The 18,153-nt window shown below is 67.0% G+C and carries 17 protein-coding genes; 3 read left to right on the plus strand and 14 right to left on the minus strand.

Features of this window, described 5'->3' with window-relative positions; translation table 11 throughout:
- Positions 1 to 22: 22 nt before the first annotated feature.
- The 8 genes from NV382_RS16230 to NV382_RS16265 all read right to left on the minus strand — a co-directional run bounded on the left by NV382_RS16230 (position 23) and on the right by NV382_RS16265 (position 9,765).
- Positions 23 to 1,192: an HlyD family secretion protein gene (locus NV382_RS16230; protein ID WP_260597746.1), complete on the minus strand. Its 1,170-nt coding sequence runs from the start codon at positions 1,190 to 1,192 to the stop codon at positions 23 to 25.
- On the minus strand, positions 1,189 to 2,850 hold the full coding sequence (locus NV382_RS16235) for an MFS transporter (protein WP_260597747.1): 1,662 nt from the start codon (positions 2,848 to 2,850) through the stop codon (positions 1,189 to 1,191). The genes NV382_RS16230 and NV382_RS16235 overlap by 4 nt, the downstream gene beginning before the upstream one ends.
- A 77-nt stretch (positions 2,851 to 2,927) precedes the next feature.
- Entirely contained in the window at positions 2,928 to 4,265 is a 1,338-nt protein-coding gene (locus NV382_RS16240) for a phospholipase D-like domain-containing protein (protein WP_260600452.1), read from the minus strand.
- Positions 4,266 to 4,860: 595 nt separating this feature from the next.
- Complete coding sequence (locus tag NV382_RS16245; protein WP_260597748.1) at positions 4,861 to 5,601, minus strand: nucleotidyltransferase family protein; 741 nt, start codon at positions 5,599 to 5,601, stop codon at positions 4,861 to 4,863.
- Positions 5,598 to 6,509: a hypothetical protein gene (locus NV382_RS16250; RefSeq protein WP_260597749.1), complete on the minus strand. Its 912-nt coding sequence runs from the start codon at positions 6,507 to 6,509 to the stop codon at positions 5,598 to 5,600. The genes NV382_RS16245 and NV382_RS16250 overlap by 4 nt, the downstream gene beginning before the upstream one ends.
- Entirely contained in the window at positions 6,506 to 7,555 is a 1,050-nt protein-coding gene (locus NV382_RS16255; protein ID WP_260597750.1) for a diacylglycerol/lipid kinase family protein, read from the minus strand. Before NV382_RS16255 ends, NV382_RS16250 begins: the two co-directional genes overlap by 4 nt.
- 196 nt (positions 7,556 to 7,751) lie before the next feature.
- Positions 7,752 to 9,113: a lipopolysaccharide biosynthesis protein gene (locus NV382_RS16260; RefSeq protein ID WP_260597751.1), complete on the minus strand. Its 1,362-nt coding sequence runs from the start codon at positions 9,111 to 9,113 to the stop codon at positions 7,752 to 7,754.
- Positions 9,114 to 9,273: 160 nt separating this feature from the next.
- A complete protein-coding gene (locus tag NV382_RS16265) occupies positions 9,274 to 9,765 on the minus strand; it encodes a DUF2141 domain-containing protein (RefSeq protein WP_260597752.1) in 492 nt (163 codons plus the stop codon).
- Between the two features lie 128 nt (positions 9,766 to 9,893).
- Here NV382_RS16265 and NV382_RS16270 point away from each other — a divergent pair, with 128 nt between their 5' ends.
- Positions 9,894 to 10,982: an SPL family radical SAM protein gene (locus NV382_RS16270; protein WP_260597753.1), complete on the plus strand. Its 1,089-nt coding sequence runs from the start codon at positions 9,894 to 9,896 to the stop codon at positions 10,980 to 10,982.
- A 46-nt stretch (positions 10,983 to 11,028) separates the two neighbouring features.
- On the opposite strand, the gene arsH is transcribed toward NV382_RS16270, so the two are convergent.
- The 5 genes from arsH to NV382_RS16295 are packed head-to-tail and all read right to left on the minus strand — an operon-like array spanning position 11,029 to position 15,169.
- On the minus strand, positions 11,029 to 11,781 hold the full coding sequence (gene arsH / locus NV382_RS16275; protein WP_260600453.1) for an arsenical resistance protein ArsH: 753 nt from the start codon (positions 11,779 to 11,781) through the stop codon (positions 11,029 to 11,031).
- A gap of 28 nt (positions 11,782 to 11,809) precedes the next feature.
- Positions 11,810 to 13,096: an arsenic transporter gene (locus tag NV382_RS16280; RefSeq protein ID WP_260597754.1), complete on the minus strand. Its 1,287-nt coding sequence runs from the start codon at positions 13,094 to 13,096 to the stop codon at positions 11,810 to 11,812.
- Positions 13,096 to 13,524, minus strand: coding sequence for an arsenate reductase (glutaredoxin) (gene arsC, locus NV382_RS16285; protein WP_260597755.1), 429 nt, complete (start codon positions 13,522 to 13,524; stop codon positions 13,096 to 13,098). The genes NV382_RS16280 and arsC overlap by 1 nt, the downstream gene beginning before the upstream one ends.
- Before the next feature lie 11 nt (positions 13,525 to 13,535).
- The gene (locus NV382_RS16290) at positions 13,536 to 13,868 is read right to left on the minus strand and encodes an ArsR/SmtB family transcription factor (RefSeq protein ID WP_260597756.1); all 333 of its coding nucleotides are present in this window, start codon (positions 13,866 to 13,868) and stop codon (positions 13,536 to 13,538) included.
- A gap of 50 nt (positions 13,869 to 13,918) precedes the next feature.
- The gene (locus NV382_RS16295) at positions 13,919 to 15,169 is read right to left on the minus strand and encodes a YihY/virulence factor BrkB family protein (protein WP_260597757.1); all 1,251 of its coding nucleotides are present in this window, start codon (positions 15,167 to 15,169) and stop codon (positions 13,919 to 13,921) included.
- Between the two features lie 202 nt (positions 15,170 to 15,371).
- Between NV382_RS16295 and NV382_RS16300 the strand changes: the two genes are divergently transcribed.
- Together NV382_RS16300 and NV382_RS16305 are read left to right on the plus strand one after the other, a co-directional pair.
- Positions 15,372 to 16,469, plus strand: coding sequence for a hypothetical protein (locus tag NV382_RS16300; RefSeq protein ID WP_260597758.1), 1,098 nt, complete (start codon positions 15,372 to 15,374; stop codon positions 16,467 to 16,469).
- 6 nt (positions 16,470 to 16,475) lie between these two features.
- Positions 16,476 to 17,261 carry a CatB-related O-acetyltransferase gene (locus NV382_RS16305; RefSeq protein ID WP_260597759.1) on the plus strand — a complete coding sequence of 262 codons (786 nt, stop codon included), beginning with the start codon at positions 16,476 to 16,478 and terminating at the stop codon, positions 17,259 to 17,261.
- Positions 17,262 to 17,267: 6 nt separating this feature from the next.
- On the opposite strand, the gene NV382_RS16310 is transcribed toward NV382_RS16305, so the two are convergent.
- Positions 17,268 to 18,113 (minus strand): hypothetical protein, encoded by an 846-nt coding sequence (locus tag NV382_RS16310; protein WP_260597760.1) that lies wholly within the window; start codon positions 18,111 to 18,113, stop codon positions 17,268 to 17,270.
- Positions 18,114 to 18,153 lie beyond the last annotated feature (40 nt).

The following is an 18,153-nucleotide window of genomic DNA, read 5'->3' on the forward strand; positions in this document are numbered from 1 at the left end:
ACACCGATCGAGCCGGCACGCCTCACTTGACCGATGGCCCGCCGGCCGTATCGACGCGCGCCTGCACCGACATGCCCGGGCGCAAGCGGTCGATCAGCCGCTGGCCCGGATCGATGCGGATGCGCACCGCGATCCGCTGCGGCACCTTGGTGAAATTGCCGGTGGCATTGTCGGACTTCAGAACGGCGAATTCCGACCCCGCAGCGGGCGAGATCTTCTCAACGCGGCCGGTCAGCCGCTCGCCGCCCAGGCCGTCGACGGTGAAACTCGCGGGCTGGCCCACTGCCATCCGTGCGGTCTGCGCTTCCTTGTAATTGGCGATCACCCAGGTGTCGGCCGGCACCAGGAACATCAACTGCGATCCGGCGGTGACATATTGGCCGAGCCGCACCCCGACCTCGCTCAGCCGACCGGCCTCGGGTGCGCGAACGATCGTATTGTCGAGATCGATCTGCGCCAGCCGCCGTGCCGCCTCGGCACCCGAGACGCCGGCCTGCTGGCCACCGCGCCCGACTGCGACAGTGCGGATGTCCTGACGCGCGATCTCGCGCGCGGCCTTCGCCTGCAGCACGCCGGCCTGCGCCTGGCGGAGTGCGGCAAGTGTCTGGTCGCGTTCGCGCAGCGATACCGAGCCATCGGTGACGAGATCGTTGACGCGTGCCATGTCCGCCTGCGCGCGCAGCAACTGCGCCTGTGCGTTGGCGACGGCGGCATCCTGCGCTTGCAGGCTGGCGGCGCGCGAGCGGGCGGCCTGATCGGCATTGGCGAGCGTCGCGGATTGCGCGGCAACGGTTGCGCCGGCTTGCTCGATGCGCTGGCGGTAGATGCGGTCGTCGATCCTGACCAGCGCCTGCCCCTGCGCGACCAGATCGAAATCGCGCACCAGCACCTGCGTGACATAGCCCGACACTTGCGGGCTGATCACCGTAGTGCGGCCGCGAACATAGGCGTTGTCGGTCGACTGCGTGGCGCTGGTGAACGGCGGCAGGCGCCAGGCGGCAAGCACGGCGGCGATGCCGACGATGGCAAGCACCACGATGACCCACATCGCAGTGCGCGAGGTGCGCGGCGGGCGCCAGCCGGACGGGACCGGCGCGGCTTCGGCGGCACGTTCCTCCGTCACCGGGGCGGCGCTGACCGGCGGTACATTGATGTCGGCCATCGGGCCATCGGGGGAGCGGGTATCGGTCATGTCGTTACCCCACGTACCGCATCGCGCCGCTCGCGCCACCCACGACGTGCCAGCAGGAAGCCGAGATACAGCGTCGTCAGCGTTGCGAGGATGCCGATCAGCCGGAACGTATCGTCATAGGCAAGCACGTTCGCCTCGCGCGTCGCCGTCTGCGATAGCAGCGCGCCACCCTCGGCAGTGCGCAGCGTGGCATCGCCCATCACCCGCGCCACACCCGCGCCGCCCGCGGTGATGCGCGCCTGCACGATCGGGTCGGTCGGATCGATATTCTGCACGATCGCCGCACTATGCGCCTTCTCGGCATAGCTCTGATACGTGCCGAGCAGCGCGGAACCCGCGAGGCCGCCAATGCCGTTGACCAGGCCGAACAGCGCGAGAAAGCTGATGATGTGTCCGGTCCCCTGCTGCAACGCGCGGGTCATGCCGAACAGCAAGGCCGGCCCCAGGAAGAAGGTCGCGGCAAAGGCGATCACCCCTTGCGTCCAATATAGCTGCGCCGCGCGCGTCAGGTTGGTGGAGTAGGAGTCGACGAAGGCGGCCACGGCAACCAGCCCGATGGCCAGCATCACCGGATGGGTCAGCTTCTCGACGTTCAGCGTCACCGCACTCGCCACGACGCCAGCGATCGAGGCGAGGAAGATGATCGTGTACAGCGTGCCGAGTTGATCGTTGTTTTGGCCCAGCACCGTCAGCAGACCGACCGCGGCATAGGTCTGTTCCGACAGCACGATCCGCGCCATGATCGTGACCACGGTGAAGCGCAGGATGTCGGCACTGCCCAGCCAGCGCGTGTTGAGCAGCGGGTTGGCGCGGCCATGCTCGACGATCAGCGCGGCGGCGAACATCGGGATCGCGGCGGCGAGCGCCCAGCCGATCCACGGCGTGTCGCGCCACCACACGATCCGTCCTTCGCCGAGCACCGCCGCGAACAGCGCGACGCTGCCGCCAAACAGGATGAAGGTCACGAAATCGAGCCGTTCGAACGCCGGGCGCCGATCGGTCGGCGGCAGGCGGAGCAGGCTGACCGCGGCCAGCGACAGCAGGGCCAGGCCGAGTTCGAACAGGTACAAGGCGCGCCACTGCGACATGGCGAGCAGTTCGGGCGAGAACAGGCGCGCCAGCGGAATGGCGCATTGCGGGATGCCGATGCCGACGACGATCGCCTTCAGCCGCCATTTGGCGGGCAGCGCCTGCATCATGTAATAGAGGCTGAGCGACGACAAAGCGGCGCCGGCCATGCCGCTGGCCGCGCGCACCGCGACGGCGGACGAGAAGTCGCTGACGAACAGATGCGCGAAGGTCAGCAGCACGTAGAGGCCGAGGAAGATCAGCGTGAATGGGCGCAGGCCATATTGCTGGCGAAACTTGATCAGTAGCAGGTTGATCGACGCATTGGTCATCACATAGACGGTCGGCAGCCAGGCGATCTCCGCCGGATCGAGCCCTAGCGAGCCCTGCAACTGCACGGTGTTGACCGAGATCAGCGCCGTCCCGAGCCCGCCGGTCAGGCCGACCAGCACGGCGATGGCGCCGTATGCGAGCCGGCGCTCCTTCGGATGATCGGGCGACGCTGGCGATCCGGGCATGATCGCGCGTTCGTGCGGGGCGAATTCCCAGCGTTCCTCGGTCAGGAAATGGCGAAGGCGGGCGGCGAGCATCGCCCCCTATACGCACGATCGGGTAGAAAGGTCAGGTCCCGTCGCGTGCGCTGTGCGCGATCGTGCCGACGGCTCGATCAGGCGGGCCGCAAGCGCCGAAACAGGCCCCCCTTGCCGATCCCCTCGAACATCTGCCCAGGCCCTTCGGCATCGAGCACCTCGTTGTCCGCCAGCCACGCCTTCATGTCGGAGAGTTCCGGGGGCTCATAAGGGCGCAGCGTCTTGCCTTCACCGCGCAGTGCCTCGATCGTCGCGATCAGCGATTGCGAGCCGGCGAGATGCGCGGTCACCTCGTCGCGTGGCAGGCCGAGATGCTCGGCCAGCAGTCCGTCCCGGATCGCCAGGATGGTCGGGCCGACCTGCTCGTTGCCCGGTTGCGCCGCGTCGATCGTGACATCGCATTCGGTATCGAGCCGCAGCGAACGATTGTTCATGTTCGAGGAGCCTACGCGCAACGTACGATCGTCCACGATCATGATTTTGGCATGGACGTAGATCGCCTCGCCGCCGGCGGTATAGGCGTGATAGATGCGAAAGCGCCGGTGCTTGTCCCGCCCGCGCAACGACTCGTACAGGCGCGCGCGCGCAGTATCCATCGCCACCGGCTCCAGCCAGCCCTGGGCCGACACCGGATTGATCAGCACGATCTCCGGCCCGTCTTCCTCCTCGAGCCGCTTGGCGATCGCCTCGGCAATGCGGCGCGAAGCGAAATATTGGCTCTCGGCATAGATCATGCGCTTCGCCCGCGCGATCTGGTCGAGGTATAGCCGCTCGATCTCGGTCACCGGGGCGCAATCCGCCATTTCGGGCGACGAGCGGGCGATCGCCACCGCGACATGCTCGAAATCCTTGACCAGATCGTCCGGCCAGCAGTCGTTGGCGCCGGTGATCGGGGCGAGTGGCGGTCCGCCCGCCCGTTCCCAGCGCGCGCGCGCATGTTCGCCCAGCGCGGCGGCGACCGGCCCGGTCAGCGCCGTAGTGGCATCGTGCCACGGCTTGTACGGCGTGCCGTTGGGGCGATGGCGGCCGGGATCGTTATCGATGTGTTGCCGTGTGTCCCAGCGGTCGCCGGTCATGTCGATCCCGCCGCAAAAGGCGAAGCAATCGTCGATCACCACGATCTTCTGGTGATGCGACGCGGCCGGCGGATGCTTGGCGTCCAGCTTGGTATGGATGCGCGGGTGCCGCATCCACTTCAGCATCGTCAGCACCGTCGATCCCCGGAACAGGGTCTTGAGCGCGCCCATGTCCCAGCGCAGCAGATAGACTTCCAGTTCGGGGTTGCGGTTGACCAGCCACAGGATGAACTCGCCGACCTTGGCAGGCGCATCGGGCGCCTCGCTGCTTTCGCCGAGATTGATCCGCGCATCGAAGTCCCAGCCGATCAGCATGATGCGGCGCCTGGCCTTCAGCATGGCCGAGCGCGCGAAACGGAAATAATCATCGGCATCGACGATGACGGAAGCGGCATCCGCCTGCTCGATCCGCCAGCAATTGACGTCTGGGGTGAGCGGCGCATCGGGCTGTTGATCGGGCACGGCCCGTCCCTACAAAGCCGCGGGGGTTTAGTCGACTGCGGGGTTGCGGCAGGACGGACGATCTTCGTGCTGCGATCCCCTACCCGTCACCCAGGACTTGTTCCGAGGTCCACCGTACCGCACGCTCTGCCTTCAGAATGACTAATCACCTTCCGTTCGACACGAACGGGTTAACGTATCGTCATCGTTCTCTTCAGGCAGTCTCACCCCGTTCGTCCTGAGTAGCCCCTTCGACTGCCTGCAAGGGCAGGCGCTCAGGACAGGCATCGAGTAGCGCGAAGCGCGTATCGAGAGGGCGTATCGAAGGACACGCGATACCGCGCTCCAAGGTGCTTCGATACGAGCCCTCGATACGGCCTGCGGCCTACTCGGTCTCTACTCAGCACGAACGGTAGAAGTGAAGTCATCTAGCTTAGGGATGGGTGTCTCGACTTCGCCCGACACGAATGAGTCATCGTAAAGTCATCGCGCCTTAAATCAGCCCCCGCACCAGATCGAGGTCCGAGGGCTTGTCGACGTCGACCGCGGCAAGGCCGTAAGGCGACGCCACCATCGACGCCGAGATCCCCGCGGTCTTGCCGAGATGGCTGAGCGCGGTCGATAGCGGCAGCCGTCCGATGACGTAGCGCAGCAGCAATCCCGGCCCCAGTCGCCGGACGATCCGCCACGGCCGTTTGCGATCGCGTTCGACGCGCTGCCACAGCTTGACGGCGGCAGCGGCCTGCGGCGTCGCCAGGTAGAACAGGTTGCACCCAGACCAGGCACCGTCCGAGAAGCGCAGATAGGTGCGCTTGGTCTCGGGCATCGCCCGCTCGACCGTATCTCGCCTGGCCAGCAAGGCGGCGACATCCGCGCCCGGTGGCACGTTGGCGATGAACTGCATGATCCAGTCCGGCTCCAGCAGCGCGTGATCGGCAGTGGTCACCAGCAACGGCGCGCCGAGCAGCGCGAAACCGCGGCCGGCGCTCTCGCTTGGCCCCGCCGCGCCGTCGATCGTCTCCAGCCCCAGCGCCCGGGCATGATCGCGCACCGCCGTCGACGATACCACGACCACGATCCGTTCGGCCCCGGCGCCGCGCAGCGCGTCTGTGACCCGCGCCAGCATCGTCCGTCCGCCCACGACGATCAGCGCCTTGTCGGTCACTCCGGCATAATCGGCCACGGGATCGCGTCCGCCACGCGAGCCCGCCAGCACCAAGGCGTTGAAGCTCACGGCGTCTGGGTACGCAATACCCGCCAAAGCACGCCAGGCGCCGCCAGCACCGGATGGCGCTCGCGCCACGGGGTCAGCGCAACCTCGATGCCGGTGTGGCGCTGGAGCTTCCACAAACCGTAACGCGCCGCACCGTCGAAGGTGAAGGTCGCCTTCACCAGCCGCGCCAGGTTGAGCGCCTTGCCGACGCGGACGCGCGCCAGCCACGCCTGGGTGATCGAGCGCAGCATGTCGAAGCGCAGCCGCGGCGTGATGATGCCGTCGCTCAGCGTGTAATCGATGCCGGCCGAATCCCAGGCGAGCGGCAACAGGCGATCGTAGCGGCCGGGATCATAGACCAGGATCTGCTGCTCGCGGCCCGGCGGCTCGACGCGCATCTCGGTGCAATAGGTCTCTCGGAACAGCGCCAGCCAGTAATCGCGTACGCTGCCCTGCTTGGGCCCCAGCACGGCGGCAAAGCGCGCCGCGGTGAACACCGCCTCCGATACCGCATCGATCACCCGCCGCTCGACCGCCGCGGTCGCTGCCCAGAGCAAACCGGCGGGCTGTACGAAGCGCGCCCAGATCGTGGTGTCGACGAACGATCCGCGCGTGGCGAGTTCGAAGGTCTCGATCGGCATCGTCGCGACCTTGGCGCGCAGCACCTGGCTATCCACGGTCACCTCGTGGAAGCTGACGTCCGGCCATAGCCAGCGCATGCCCGTACGACGCAGCAGCGTACCGCTCGGGCGATCGATCAGGACGTAGAAATCGAGCACGCCCTCCAGATCCCCGGTGCGCAGCGAGGAGCCGTAGAACAGCACCGCAATGCCGTTCAGCCGCGCCGCCAAGGTGCGCCCGACGGTCTCGATCGCGGGCGAGACCTCGACCGTCATCTCATCGGCAATGAACCGCTGGACGTCGTTCATGGGACCACGAACGTGATCGCGGCGCCCTGCCGCAGGCTTATCTCGCCGCCTTCGAACATCTCACCATCCAGGATGAAGCCACTGTTCAACGTCACATCGATACGCTCGGCATCTTCACGATGATAGCCCGCCGATGCAAGCCACGGCCGGTCCATGCCGCCGAGCAGCGCCGGCAAGGCCGCCACCAGCCGCCGTGGCGAGGCGTCGATCCGCAAGGTCTTTAATCCCGGCCGCTCCGCCCCGAACGGCTTGATGCCCAGCGGCATGCGGCTGAGCGTCGATCCCAGCAGCATGTATTGCGGGCCATCCAGCACCTCGCCGGCGCGTGGGCCGCCGGCCGGCGCGATCCGCATCGGCTCGCCGCGCCGCCACGAATTGTCGCGTCCACCGAACAATGTCTGCGCCACCGCGCCGAAGATCGACAGGCCGACGGCAAGGCCGTTGAACGCCCCGAACCGATGCGTCGTCTGGGCCAGCTCGGTCGCGCGCACGAAGGCGCCCGCACCGAAGATGAAGCCACGCAACTCGGCACGCAGTGCTTTCGGGCGCCACACCTCGAGCGGATGCCGCTGCTGCGTATGGCCAGCGGTGACCGCGCGCACCGCATCGGCGGTCGTCCAATCGTCCGGAATGCCGAGATCCTGCGTCAGGGCGTTGGTCTTGCCCGAGGGGATGATGGCGATGCGGGGAAAGGCGTCGGGGAAATGGCCCGGCGCAGCGGACAGCACGTCGCGCACCGTGCCGTCGCCACCATCGATGACCAGCGCGTTGACCCCGTGCGAGGCGAAATGCGCCAGTACGTCGTGCAGTTCGGCATGCGACCGCGGCATGGCATGCTCGCATCCGGCGACCACCAGCGGCGGGTGGCTGGCGATATTGTGACGCGCGCGGATATTGTGGATCACGCCGATGCGGACTTCCGGCTCGACCCGCTGTGCTGCCACCCGCAGCCGTGCTGCGGCACGCTCCTGCAGTTGCGCGCCCTCGAACGCCACGAGCCCGTGCGTCTGGTCGCTTTTCGCGGCACCCGGTAATCTCGTGTTCATCGCTTCGCCTGGCCTTGTCGCAACCGTCACGAAAACGCAACGATCTGCATCTAAATAGGATGCCCGCTCATTGTTACCAGCGGTTATCCATCGCATTCCTTGGCACCTTGTACGTGCTTTTCGACTTTAATGTGGCAGCCATGCCATGTCGGCGCACGTTTTCGTGCCTGCCGCAGCCGATACGGTCGGCCGATACTTATGCCGGCACCGCCCCCGCCCCCGACCCCGACCCCGACCCCGACCCCGACCAGGGCAACGTTCCGCGTTTGCGGTACGCATCGAGCGTCGCCACCAGCATGCACAACGCTATCATCACCGTGCCCAGCAGATAAGCCAGCCCGGCACCGATCAGGCCGAAGCGGTGCGTCAGCACGCCCAGCATCATCAGATAGGCAGTGACCGCGACGACCTGCGCGATCAACGCGGCACGCTGCCGGCCCGCCATATAGAGCAGGGATTCGAGCGGGAAGGTCGCCATCTGGATCGCCAGCGAAAAGACCATCAGCCGCAGCAGATCGAACGCGGCGAGATATTTGGCGCCGAACGCCAGCGCGATCAGCGGCTTGCCGCCGAGCAACACGATTCCCACCACTACCAGCCCGGCCATCCCGGCGAGCAGACCGGTGCGCAGCCCCAGCAGCCAGGGCCGCGGCTCACGCGGGTCGAGCCGCATGATCTCGGGATAATAGCCGCGCCGAAGCAATTCGGCGGGCTTGGTCGCCGAATCGAGCAGGGTGCTGGCGATCTTGTACAGGCCGGCGGCGACCGGCCCCAGGATCGTCGCCACCACCAGATTGCTGAGCGGCCCCCAGGCGGCATAGACGGTGTGGGCGGCATTCGTCGTCCACACGAACTTCCACGCCTCGGGCAGGCGCCGCGCCACGCCGAACATGCCGGGGCGCAACGCATCCAGCATGCCGCGCCGCTTCAATTCGCGCACGGCAAAGCCCCACAGCACCAGATCGCCCGACAGGTCCCCCACATACCAGGCGATCACGAAGCCCGGCAGGCCGAAATCCCCCCAATAGGCGATCAGCGCGCCGGCACCGCGCAGCAGTGGGGTCACCAATTGCTGCGCCGCGATCAGGTCGAACCGATCGAGCACGCGCAAGCTGCCCGTCGCGGTCGCCTCGGCCATCGTCGGCACCAAGGTGCAATAGGCCAGGGCGACGTACAGATAGTCGCCCCCGATCCCGAAATAGCCGGCCAGCCACGGCAATAGCAGCATCGCCCCGACCATGCCGACCATGCCGCTTGCCAGATCGAGCCCGAAGGCGAAGCGGATTACGTCCTTCGCGCGCACCTCGTCGCCATGCAGCAGCGCAGGGGTCGCGTAGCGCACGATATATTGCCAGGTCTGGAACTTCACCAACCCGCCCGCGCCCGTCGCATAGGTGTGGATGATCATCAGCACGCCGAACAAGGCAGGCGTCAGGCCCCGCCCGGCACAGGCCAGCGCGATCAGCCCCAGCGCCGCGCCGACCAGCTTAGTCGATCCGAGATAGCCCGCATTGCGCAGCACGGTGCGGAACACGCCGTCGGCGAACCAGTGCCTCATGGGCGCAGCACCGCCGAATGGCCTGGAACGGCGGGCAGCGGCGCCAGGATCGGTTGGGTCACGTGCGTTCCAATGACGAAATCGGCGCGTACTGGTAAGTCGAGCCGTTACGCCTGTGCATAGGGCGCCGGCCGGGCCAGATCAACGATGCCGCGACGGATCAGTTCGCGCCGTTGATCGGGCGAACGGACCCGCCTTGCAGATACATCAACGTCACCGGCACGATCGTGTTGCCGTCACCCACGCTGAACTGCACGCGGCGCGTGTCGGGCTTGCGCGACAACAGCACGTCGAGCAGGCTCACCCGCGGGTTGCCGGATGCGCCACCGCCATCCTGCCGATCGGTCTGTCCGTCGCCATTCACATCGTGGCGCACGTCCACCGCATAGGTGCCGGCGCGGGGGGCGGGCACGCAGATCTCCACCACGCCGCTTCTCGGCACGGCGAATTCGGTGCGCACCAGCGCCTTGCGCTTATCGAAATAGCTCGACGGCGGTCCGCCGAACAGGCGCACGCGGATGCGTCCGGCGCGGTTGGCAAAGCCGGTGATGCGCACGATGACGGGGTGGGCGGTGCCCGGGCGACATTGCGCCGTGTCGAGGCGAAGCGGCGCGCTCGCCATCTGCAGCGCGGCAAGGGTGAGAAGTAACATCGCGGCCGCCTATTCCTCGTGCCCTGAACGAAAGCTGTCTGCCGTTCGCATCGCGCCTGTGCCACAAACCCGCGGGCGAGGCGACCCGAACGACGCGCTCGCGCGTTATGTCGCGCATGTTGGATCTCATGAACCCACCGCTTCCCGCAGAAGTGCGGGCAGCGAAGCTGTGGCGACCCAAACAGGTGCTGATCACGCCGTCCGCCGCTTCGTGGGATCATGGCCGCGAGATCGCCGAGCGCTGCGCGAGTCTGGGCATCGACGTGCGCACCTTGCCGTCGGACCGGCTGTCGCTGGCCTTCCCCGACGACGAGCGCCAGGCCTATGCCGCTGCCAAGCAGACGCTGGCGATCGTCGTCGCGCCGCCGTCCAAACGCCGCCTGCAACCGATCGCGCCCTCGGCCGACTGGCGCGTCGACCTGGCCGAGGGCTGCCCGGCGCATTGCAGCTACTGCTACCTGGCGGGTTCGCTGAAGGGCCCGCCGATCACCCGCGCTTATGCCAATTTGCCCGAGATCATCGACGAACTACCCAGGCATCTCGGGCAAGGCACGATCACCTCGCGCTCGGCGGCGCGCGTGCACGAAGGCACGACGTTCGAGGCGAGCTGCTACACCGATCCGCTCGCGCTCGAACATCTCACCGGCTCGCTATCGGCGCTGATCGCATGGTTCGGCGCGTGGCAGGCCGACGCGCAATTGCGTTTCACCAGCAAGTTCGATGCCGTCGCACCGTTGCTGCAGCTCGAGCACGGCGGCCGTACGCGCATGCGCGCATCACTCAACCCCGCCGCCTTCGCCCGCTTCGAAGGCGGTACCAGTCCAGTCGCGGCGCGGATCGCGGCGCTCGGCCGCATGGCGCAGGCCGGCTACCCGATTGGCCTGACCATCGCCCCGATCATCGCCGCACCCGGCTGGGAACGGGCCTATGGCGGCTTGATCGGGCAAGTGGCCGAATTGCTCGCCGCCATCCCCCAACTCGATTTGACGGTCGAGCTGATCACGCACCGCTATTCGCCGGGATCGAAGGCGACGCTGGAAAGCTGGTATCCGGGGTCGGACCTCGACATGGGCCTGGGCAATCGCACGGAGAAGCGCACCAAGTTCGGCTCGGTGAAGTTCGTCTACGACGCCACCACGATGCGCGCGCTCCGCACCTTCTTCGAGACCGAAATCGGCCGCCTGCTCCCAATGGCGCGGATCCTGTATTGGACCTGAGCGCGTGGCCGCGTTCCGTGGATCGACGCCTGCCAGCCGCCGCCGCTCAGCTCCCTGATTGAGGCCCTGTCGCGATGCTCGAGAGATCGGTCGCCGCATCGATCGGCACGCCGGCATCCTTGCGTTCGGAGTAACGGTCGACGAGCTGCGCGGCATGCGGGCGCAGCAGGACCGTGAAGCGGACCAGCTCTTCCATCACATCGACGATCCGGTCGTAATAGCCGGACGGCTTCATCCGCCCGGCATCGTCGAACTCCGCGAATGCCTTGGCCACGCTCGACTGGTTCGGGATCGTCACCATCCGCATCCATCGGCCGAGGACGCGCAGGGTGTTCACGCTGTTGAATGACTGCGATCCCGCCGACACCTGCATGACGGCTAGGGTCCGGCCCTGTGTCGGCCGCATCCCGCCCATCGACAGCGGCAGGTGGTCGATCTGGAGCTTCATAATCGCGCTGATCTGGCCGTGCCGTTCGGGGCTGCACCACACTTGCCCCTCCGACCACATCGACAGCGCACGCAATTCGTGAACGGCCGGATGGTCGTCACCGGTCACTTGGTCCGGGAGCGGCAGGGTCGAGGGATCGAAGATGCGAGTTTCCGCACCGAAGAATCGGAGCAGCCGCGCGGCCTCCTCGACGCACAACCTGGAATAGGACCGCTCCCGCAACGAGCCGTGGAGCAGCAGAATGCGCGGGGGCGGGTCGCCAGCACCCAACCCGGTAGCGGGCCGGGCCAGCGCATAGCGTCGATCAAGCGCGGGAAGGTGATCGGGATCGGGGAGCGTGCGCAGCGGCATCAGGTGCGGTGTCTGGTCGAGTTGGAGATCATACGGCACTGAGCCGGAGCGCCAGCGCCGCGAGCGTCACCAGCAACACCGGGACGGTCATCGTCGCGCCAACCTTGAAATAATAGCCCCAGTCGATCCGGATGCCTTTCTGCCCCAGGACGTGCAGCCACAGCAACGTCGCGAGCGAGCCGATCGGCGTGATCTTGGGGCCGAGGTCGCAGCCGATCACATTGGCATAGATCATGGCGTCCTTGACCACGCCTGTGGCGTGGCTCGCGTCGATCGACAGCGCGCCGATCAAAACGGTCGGCATGTTGTTCATGACCGACGACAGCAAAGCAGCGATGATTCCGGTGCCGAAGGCCGCACCCCACACGCCCCCCTGGGCGGCGCGATCGAGAAGGCCGGCGAGGTGGTCGGTCAGGTCGGCGTTCCGCAGGCCGTAGACGACCAGGTACATGCCGAGCGAGAAGATGACGACCTGCCATGGCGCCCCGGCCAGCACCTTGCGGGTTTCGATGACGTCGCCGCGTCCGGCGATGACGAGCAGCAGGACCGCGCCGGCGGTGGCGACGGCGCTGACGGGCACGCCGATGGGCTCAAGGAAAAAGAAGCCGGCGAGCAGGGCGGCAAGGACGACCCAGCCGGCCTTGAACGTGGCAGGATCGCGGATCGCGTCTGCCGGGGCGCGGAGCTGCGCCACGTCGTAGCTCGCCGGTACGTCACGCCGGAAAAACAGCAGCAGCACGACCAATGTGGCAGCGATCGATGCCAGATCGACCGGCACCATCACGGACGCATAATCCGCAAAGCCGATGCGGAAGAAGTCGGCCGACACGATATTGACGAGGTTGGAGACGATCAGCGGCAGGCTGGCGGTGTCCGCGACGAACCCCGCCGCCATGACGAACGCCAGCGTCGCCTTGTCCTTGTATCCGAGTGCCCGCAGCATCGCGATGACGATCGGTGTCAGGATCAGCGCCGCACCGTCATTGGCGAACAACGCCGACACCGCCGCCCCCAGCAGCACGATCAGGACGAACAGCCGTCGGCCATGCCCACCGCCCCAGCGCGCGACATGGAGCGCGGCCCATTCGAAGAATCCGGCCTCGTCCAGCAGCAGGCTGACGATGATGATTGCGACGAACGTGGCGGTCGCGTTCCAGACGATGCCCCATACCGCCGGCACGTCGGACAGCGAGACCACCCCGAGCAGCAGCGCCACGGCCGCACCGCCCAGCGCGCTCCACCCGATGCCGAGGCCTCGGGGCTGCCAGATGACGAGCGTGATTGTAACGACGAAGATGGCCAGCGCGAGGAGCATCAGGCGATGCGCTGCCCCGAGGCATTGGCGACCTGTTCGCCGTCTTCCTTGGCAAAGGCGCCCTGCTGCGGCTCCGGCAGCAGATCGAGAACGGTTTCGGATGGACGGCAGAGCCTCACACCGAGGGGCGAGACGACCAGCGGTCGGTTGATCAGAACCGGGTGCGCCATCATCGCATCGAGCAGCGCCTCGTCGGACAGCGCGCCATCGGCAAGGCCGAGTTCGGCGTAGGGCGTGCCCTTCTCGCGTAGCAGGTCGCGGGGCGTGATGACGGCACGGTCGATCAGTTCGACCAACAACGCGCGCGACGGCGGGGTCTTCAGATACTCGACCACGTGCGGTTCGATGCCGGCGTTGCGGATCATCGCCAGCGTGTTGCGCGACGTGCCGCAGGCAGGGTTGTGGTAGATCACGATGTCGACGGCCACGGCGCGTCCTTTCAGCAGCAGGGGGTGAGTTCGGCGAGAAGCGGCACGCACAATTCCGGCGCGCCGGCGCAGCAGTCCTTGACCAGGAACAGCGTCAGCGCCCGCAGGCCATCAAGGTCGGCGCGGTAGATGATCGACCTGCTATGCCGCTCGGATCGCACGATGCCGGCGCGTGCCAGGATGCCGAGATGCGCCGACATGGTATTCTGCGGCACATCGAGGTGGCGCGCGATCTCCCCCGCCGCCAGGCCGGCCGGCTCGTGTCGTACCAGCAGGCGGAACACGTCAAGGCGGGTGCCTTGTGCAAGCGCTGCCAAAGCGCCAATTGCCGAATCACTATTCATATATCCAGCATAAACGATATATGGATTGCAGCTAGATGGTCTCTACGATCTCAGTCCAGCGGCCCGTTACCCTGCTGCTCCCGCTGGCGCGTCAACCATGCCGCAGCCCCGGCCGCTCCCAGCAACGCCGCACCCGGCAGAGCGCGGCCGCGGCGGAGTAGCGACAGGCCCAGGGTGGCGGCGATCGTTGCCGACCAGCCGATCTTGGGCAGGCCGGCAATGGTGGCGCCACGTGCGCTGATGCGGCTGGTCGCGAGCGTCTTCAGCGTGGACTGGACGGGCCGGGGGGGCGTTGGTGTCGGTGGCGCGGCTGGTGTCGGAGTCACAGGTGCCGGCACCGGCGCGCTAGCGTCGCCCGCGACATGGTCAGCGACCCAGGCACCGCGCGCGCCGAGCGGTGCCGACGCCTTGGTGGTGTCGCGCGCGGTCTGGTGCTCCAGTTCCGAATTGAGCTCCGCCCCAAACAGCAGGATATAGCTCGAGAGATACAGCCAGGTGAGCGTCACGACGACCGCGCCCAGCGAGCCGTAGGTCGCGTTGTAATTGCCGAAATTGGCGACGTAGATGCCAAAGCCGATCGTCAGCGCCAGCCACATCAACGCCGCGAACAGGGATCCGGGCGTCAGCCATACCCAGCGCGCGTGCCGGCGCGACGGGCCGTAGCGGTACAATGTCGCCGCCGCCCCGGCACCGGCCAGCGTCATCAGCACATAAGCGGCGATTTTGCCCGCCGCGACGACGATGCCTGGTGCGTTCGGGAACAACGTCTCGAGATGCCCGAGTGCCGCCACCGCGACCAGGGCGATGATCGCCACCACCACCCCGGCGGCGGTGATGCCGAGCGCCAGCAGGTTGACGCGGATGAAGTTGCGCTTCTCCTCCTCTTCATAGACGACGTTCAGCGCGGTGATCACGGCGCCGGCACCATTGCGCGCGCCAAACAACGCCAGCGCCAGCGCCAGCAGCAGCCCCAGGCCCTTCTTGCCGTCGGAGGTCTTCACCACGTTCATCAACTGTTCGCCGACCAGCTTGGCGATGTCCTGCGGCATCACCGCTGTCAATTGCGTCATGTCGCGCATCACCGTCGCCGGTTCCGCGGCCAGGCCGTACAGCAGTACGATCGCGCCGAGCAGCGGCACGAGCGCCAGGAAGCCGTAAAAGGCCACGCCGGCCGCGATCAGGCCGATATTGTCGCGGCTGGTCTCCGCCCAGGTCCGCTTGGCCACCGCGATCCACGCCGGGAAGGGCATCTGCCACGGGCTGACGGCGCTGCGTCCCTGATCGTCCAAACGCAATTCCATTTCGCTGATCGGCCCATAAGCAGGCACCCGCTCAACCGCTGCCGCGGTCGCCCGTTCCACCGCGCGGCATCGATCCGGTCCGGCGAGCTGCTGCCATTGGCCGTGAATCCGCTTGTCAGGCCGCCGCGCGCCTGTAGGGGAACGAACGGCTTTGCGTTCGCCCCCGATTCTTATCTAAACGTCAAAAAAATGAGGCACTTCCTTGAAGCTTGATGCTGATCGGGGCGCTGCCCCCACGTTCGAAGACCGCCTCGATCCGCCGAGCGCTGCATCGCCGCGCCGCGTCGCACCGGAGGTCACGGACGGCATCGACATGGCGCGCGTGATCGGCAAGCCGCAGCTGTTCGGGCGCATCAAATCCTTGCGCAACGGCTTCATGGTCGAGCCGGTCGCCAATCTGACGCTGCAGCCCGACGGCCGCATCTCCGGCCACGGCCATCCCAACGAGGGCAGCTGGAGCGCGTACGAACATGGCGAAGTGCCGGCGGACCGCGCCTTTGCCTTCATCTCCGGCGGCAACGGCTATATCCCGAGCTCGACCTGGACGCAGTCGATGGGCGACGTGCCGGTCGGCTTCTTCTGCGACGAACCCGAGGAAAGCCAGGCGGCGCAGCGGCTGTGCCTGATCCCCCATGGCCCGCCCGTGCCCGCCGACGACGTCATCTACCTCGTCGCCTCGTGCCTGCGCTTCTACGACAAGACAGTGCCCGACCTGCTCGTGCAGTTGCGCGCCGAGGGCATCCCCGCCGAGCGCATCAAGATCGTCGTCAACGGCTGCGAGCGGGACGAGCTGCGCACGATCGATGGCGTGGACCATGCCTTCAGCGTGCATGACGGGTGGGAATGGAGCGCGCTCTACGAGGCGCCGCTGCGTTGGAAGTTCGGCTACGCCTTCCTGATGCACGACACCAACGTGATCTTCCCCGGCTTCCGCCGCAGCATCGAGAGCTTCAACCGGCATTTCGACTGGGATCACCTGCCGGCATCGCCGCTCGCGCGCTGCCTGCTCGGCCTGTATTCGCACGACTTCCTGATGCGGCTCAATCCGTGGCTGAAGGGCACGCACCAAATCAGCAAGCAGGACGGCATCATCGCCGAGGCGAGCGCGGAGTTGCTGTTCCGCGCGCGCAGCGCGCTGGTGATGAGCGATGCCGAATCGAACGGCCACTTCAAGGCCGCGGAATGGCGCGAGCTGGTCGATCACTTCAACACCGGCACGCCGCGCGTGCGCCGCGTGTTCCCGGCGATCAAGCTGCACAAGTTCATCCATGCCGGCCCCGCCAAGCCCGAAGCGCTCTGACGCGGCATGGAGCAGCCGCTTTGGGATAACGACCAGTCGACCGGCTGGCGACTGAGCCCGCGCGTCGAGGCGGTGCTGCACGACCGGCGGATCGGCATCCGCCCGGCCGGGCAGCGCCCGTTCGACCACATCATCTTTCCCAAGCATGTGGCGGTGGAAGCTTATTGCAGCTTCCCCGCCCAGGCCGAATTCTACGATATCGGTGCCTTCTCCTACGCCGAATCCTCGGAATATTTCGGCCGGGTGAAGGTCGGCCGCTATTGCTCGATCGCCAGCGGGGTCGAGTTCTTCGGCGAGCGGCACCCGAGCGAATGGGTGACGCAGTCGATGATCACCTATGATTTCAACTATCCCGGCCTTGCCGCCGCGCATCTCGATTTCGGCGGCGGCTTCCCGCCGCCGGCCGAGTTCCCCGATCGCTTCGGCGGCCCGGTGGTGATCGGCCATGACGTGTGGATCGGCCGCCGGGTGCAGATCGCGCGCGGCGTGACGATCGGCCACGGCGCGGTGATTGCCGCCGGCGCGGTCGTCACCAAGGACGTTGCGCCGTACACGATCGTCGGCGGCGTGCCGGCCAAGCCCATTCGCCTGCGCTTTGCCGAACCGGTCTGCGCGGCATTGCTCGCCAGCCGCTGGTGGGATTATCCGCCGACCGTCCTGTACGCATTCGACTTCACCGATCCGGCCGCGTTCTGCGAACGGCTGGCCGAGGCCAATGCGGCAGGCACGGTCGCACCCCATTCCTACATGACCACCACCGCCGCCGAGTTCGCCCGCCTGCTGGAAGACTGACGGGCGCTACCAGGCGCCGAACCGCGCAATCGCCTCGCGATATGCCGGGCCAAAGCGCTCCCCGATCAGCCGCGCGCATTCCGGCACCGCGGCCATGCTGGCCGCGACCGCTTCGTCGACGTGCGGCAGCAAGGTCGCGCCGCCCGCTTCGGCGATTCGCGCGCGATAGCCGTTCCGCACGTCGTCGTCGCCATGCCGCCGGTTCTGCCCCATCGCATCCGGCAGGCGCTCGATCACGTCCAGCACGCCGAGCCGTTCGAGCAGCCGCCAGCCAGGAAAGGGCAGGCGATCGGCATAATCATGCACCAGCGGCACGTGGCCCGCTTGGGCAAACGCCCCCAGCCAGGTTGCGTGATCGAAGCAGTAGAACCAATATGGCGTGCCGCCCCAGTTCGGCGCCGGATCGTGCATGTACAGCCCGCCTTTGTTCATCACCTCGGCGAACATCGTCAGCGCATCGGCATAGACGTGCCATTGCAGCTGCGCGAACAGGCTGGCGAAATAATCGGCCGGGTCGCGCAGCACGATGTGCCATTCGACCGTCACGCCGGCGCGGGCGGCGCTGGCCGCGATCGCGGTCGCCGCTTCGGGCCGGAACAGCGCGCCCTCCAGATCCTCGGACGACAGGATCGCATCATGGCATCCCCGCGCCACGGCATCGGCCAGCATCGCGTCGAGCAAGGATGCATCGCCACGCAACAGGGCCCAGGCGATGCGGTGATGCGCGAAGAATTCGGCATCCTCCTGATACAGCACCCCGCGCTGCTCCAATACGGTGCGATGATCGTGCAGCAGATGCTGCAGATAGGTCGAGGCCGTCTTGTGCAGGCCGCAATGGACGATCAGGCGCATGTCGGTGTTCCAGTGCGGTGGCGTCCGGCGCTGTGTCGCC

Source organism: Sphingomonas endolithica (genome assembly GCF_025231525.1).
GTDB classification, from domain to species: Bacteria; Pseudomonadota; Alphaproteobacteria; order Sphingomonadales; family Sphingomonadaceae; genus Sphingomonas; species Sphingomonas endolithica.

What these genes read in the sequence shown, in the direction of transcription:
- NV382_RS16230 (WP_260597746.1), bottom strand. Translation starts at nt 1,192, where the DNA reads ATGACCGATACCCGCTCCCCCGATGGCCCGATGGCCGACATCAATGTA.
- NV382_RS16235 (WP_260597747.1), bottom strand. Translation starts at nt 2,850, where the DNA reads ATGCTCGCCGCCCGCCTTCGCCATTTCCTGACCGAGGAACGCTGGGAA.
- NV382_RS16240 (WP_260600452.1), bottom strand. Translation starts at nt 4,265, where the DNA reads ATGCTGAAGGCCAGGCGCCGCATCATGCTGATCGGCTGGGACTTCGAT.
- NV382_RS16250 (WP_260597749.1), bottom strand. Translation starts at nt 6,509, where the DNA reads ATGAACGACGTCCAGCGGTTCATTGCCGATGAGATGACGGTCGAGGTC.
- NV382_RS16255 (WP_260597750.1), bottom strand. Translation starts at nt 7,555, where the DNA reads ATGAACACGAGATTACCGGGTGCCGCGAAAAGCGACCAGACGCACGGG.
- NV382_RS16260 (WP_260597751.1), bottom strand. Translation starts at nt 9,113, where the DNA reads ATGAGGCACTGGTTCGCCGACGGCGTGTTCCGCACCGTGCTGCGCAAT.
- NV382_RS16265 (WP_260597752.1), bottom strand. Translation starts at nt 9,765, where the DNA reads ATGTTACTTCTCACCCTTGCCGCGCTGCAGATGGCGAGCGCGCCGCTT.
- NV382_RS16270 (WP_260597753.1), top strand. Translation starts at nt 9,894, where the DNA reads ATGAACCCACCGCTTCCCGCAGAAGTGCGGGCAGCGAAGCTGTGGCGA.
- arsH (WP_260600453.1), bottom strand. Translation starts at nt 11,781, where the DNA reads ATGCCGCTGCGCACGCTCCCCGATCCCGATCACCTTCCCGCGCTTGAT.
- NV382_RS16280 (WP_260597754.1), bottom strand. Translation starts at nt 13,096, where the DNA reads ATGCTCCTCGCGCTGGCCATCTTCGTCGTTACAATCACGCTCGTCATC.
- NV382_RS16290 (WP_260597756.1), bottom strand. Translation starts at nt 13,868, where the DNA reads ATGAATAGTGATTCGGCAATTGGCGCTTTGGCAGCGCTTGCACAAGGC.
- NV382_RS16295 (WP_260597757.1), bottom strand. Translation starts at nt 15,169, where the DNA reads ATGGAATTGCGTTTGGACGATCAGGGACGCAGCGCCGTCAGCCCGTGG.
- NV382_RS16305 (WP_260597759.1), top strand. Translation starts at nt 16,476, where the DNA reads ATGGAGCAGCCGCTTTGGGATAACGACCAGTCGACCGGCTGGCGACTG.
- NV382_RS16310 (WP_260597760.1), bottom strand. Translation starts at nt 18,113, where the DNA reads ATGCGCCTGATCGTCCATTGCGGCCTGCACAAGACGGCCTCGACCTAT.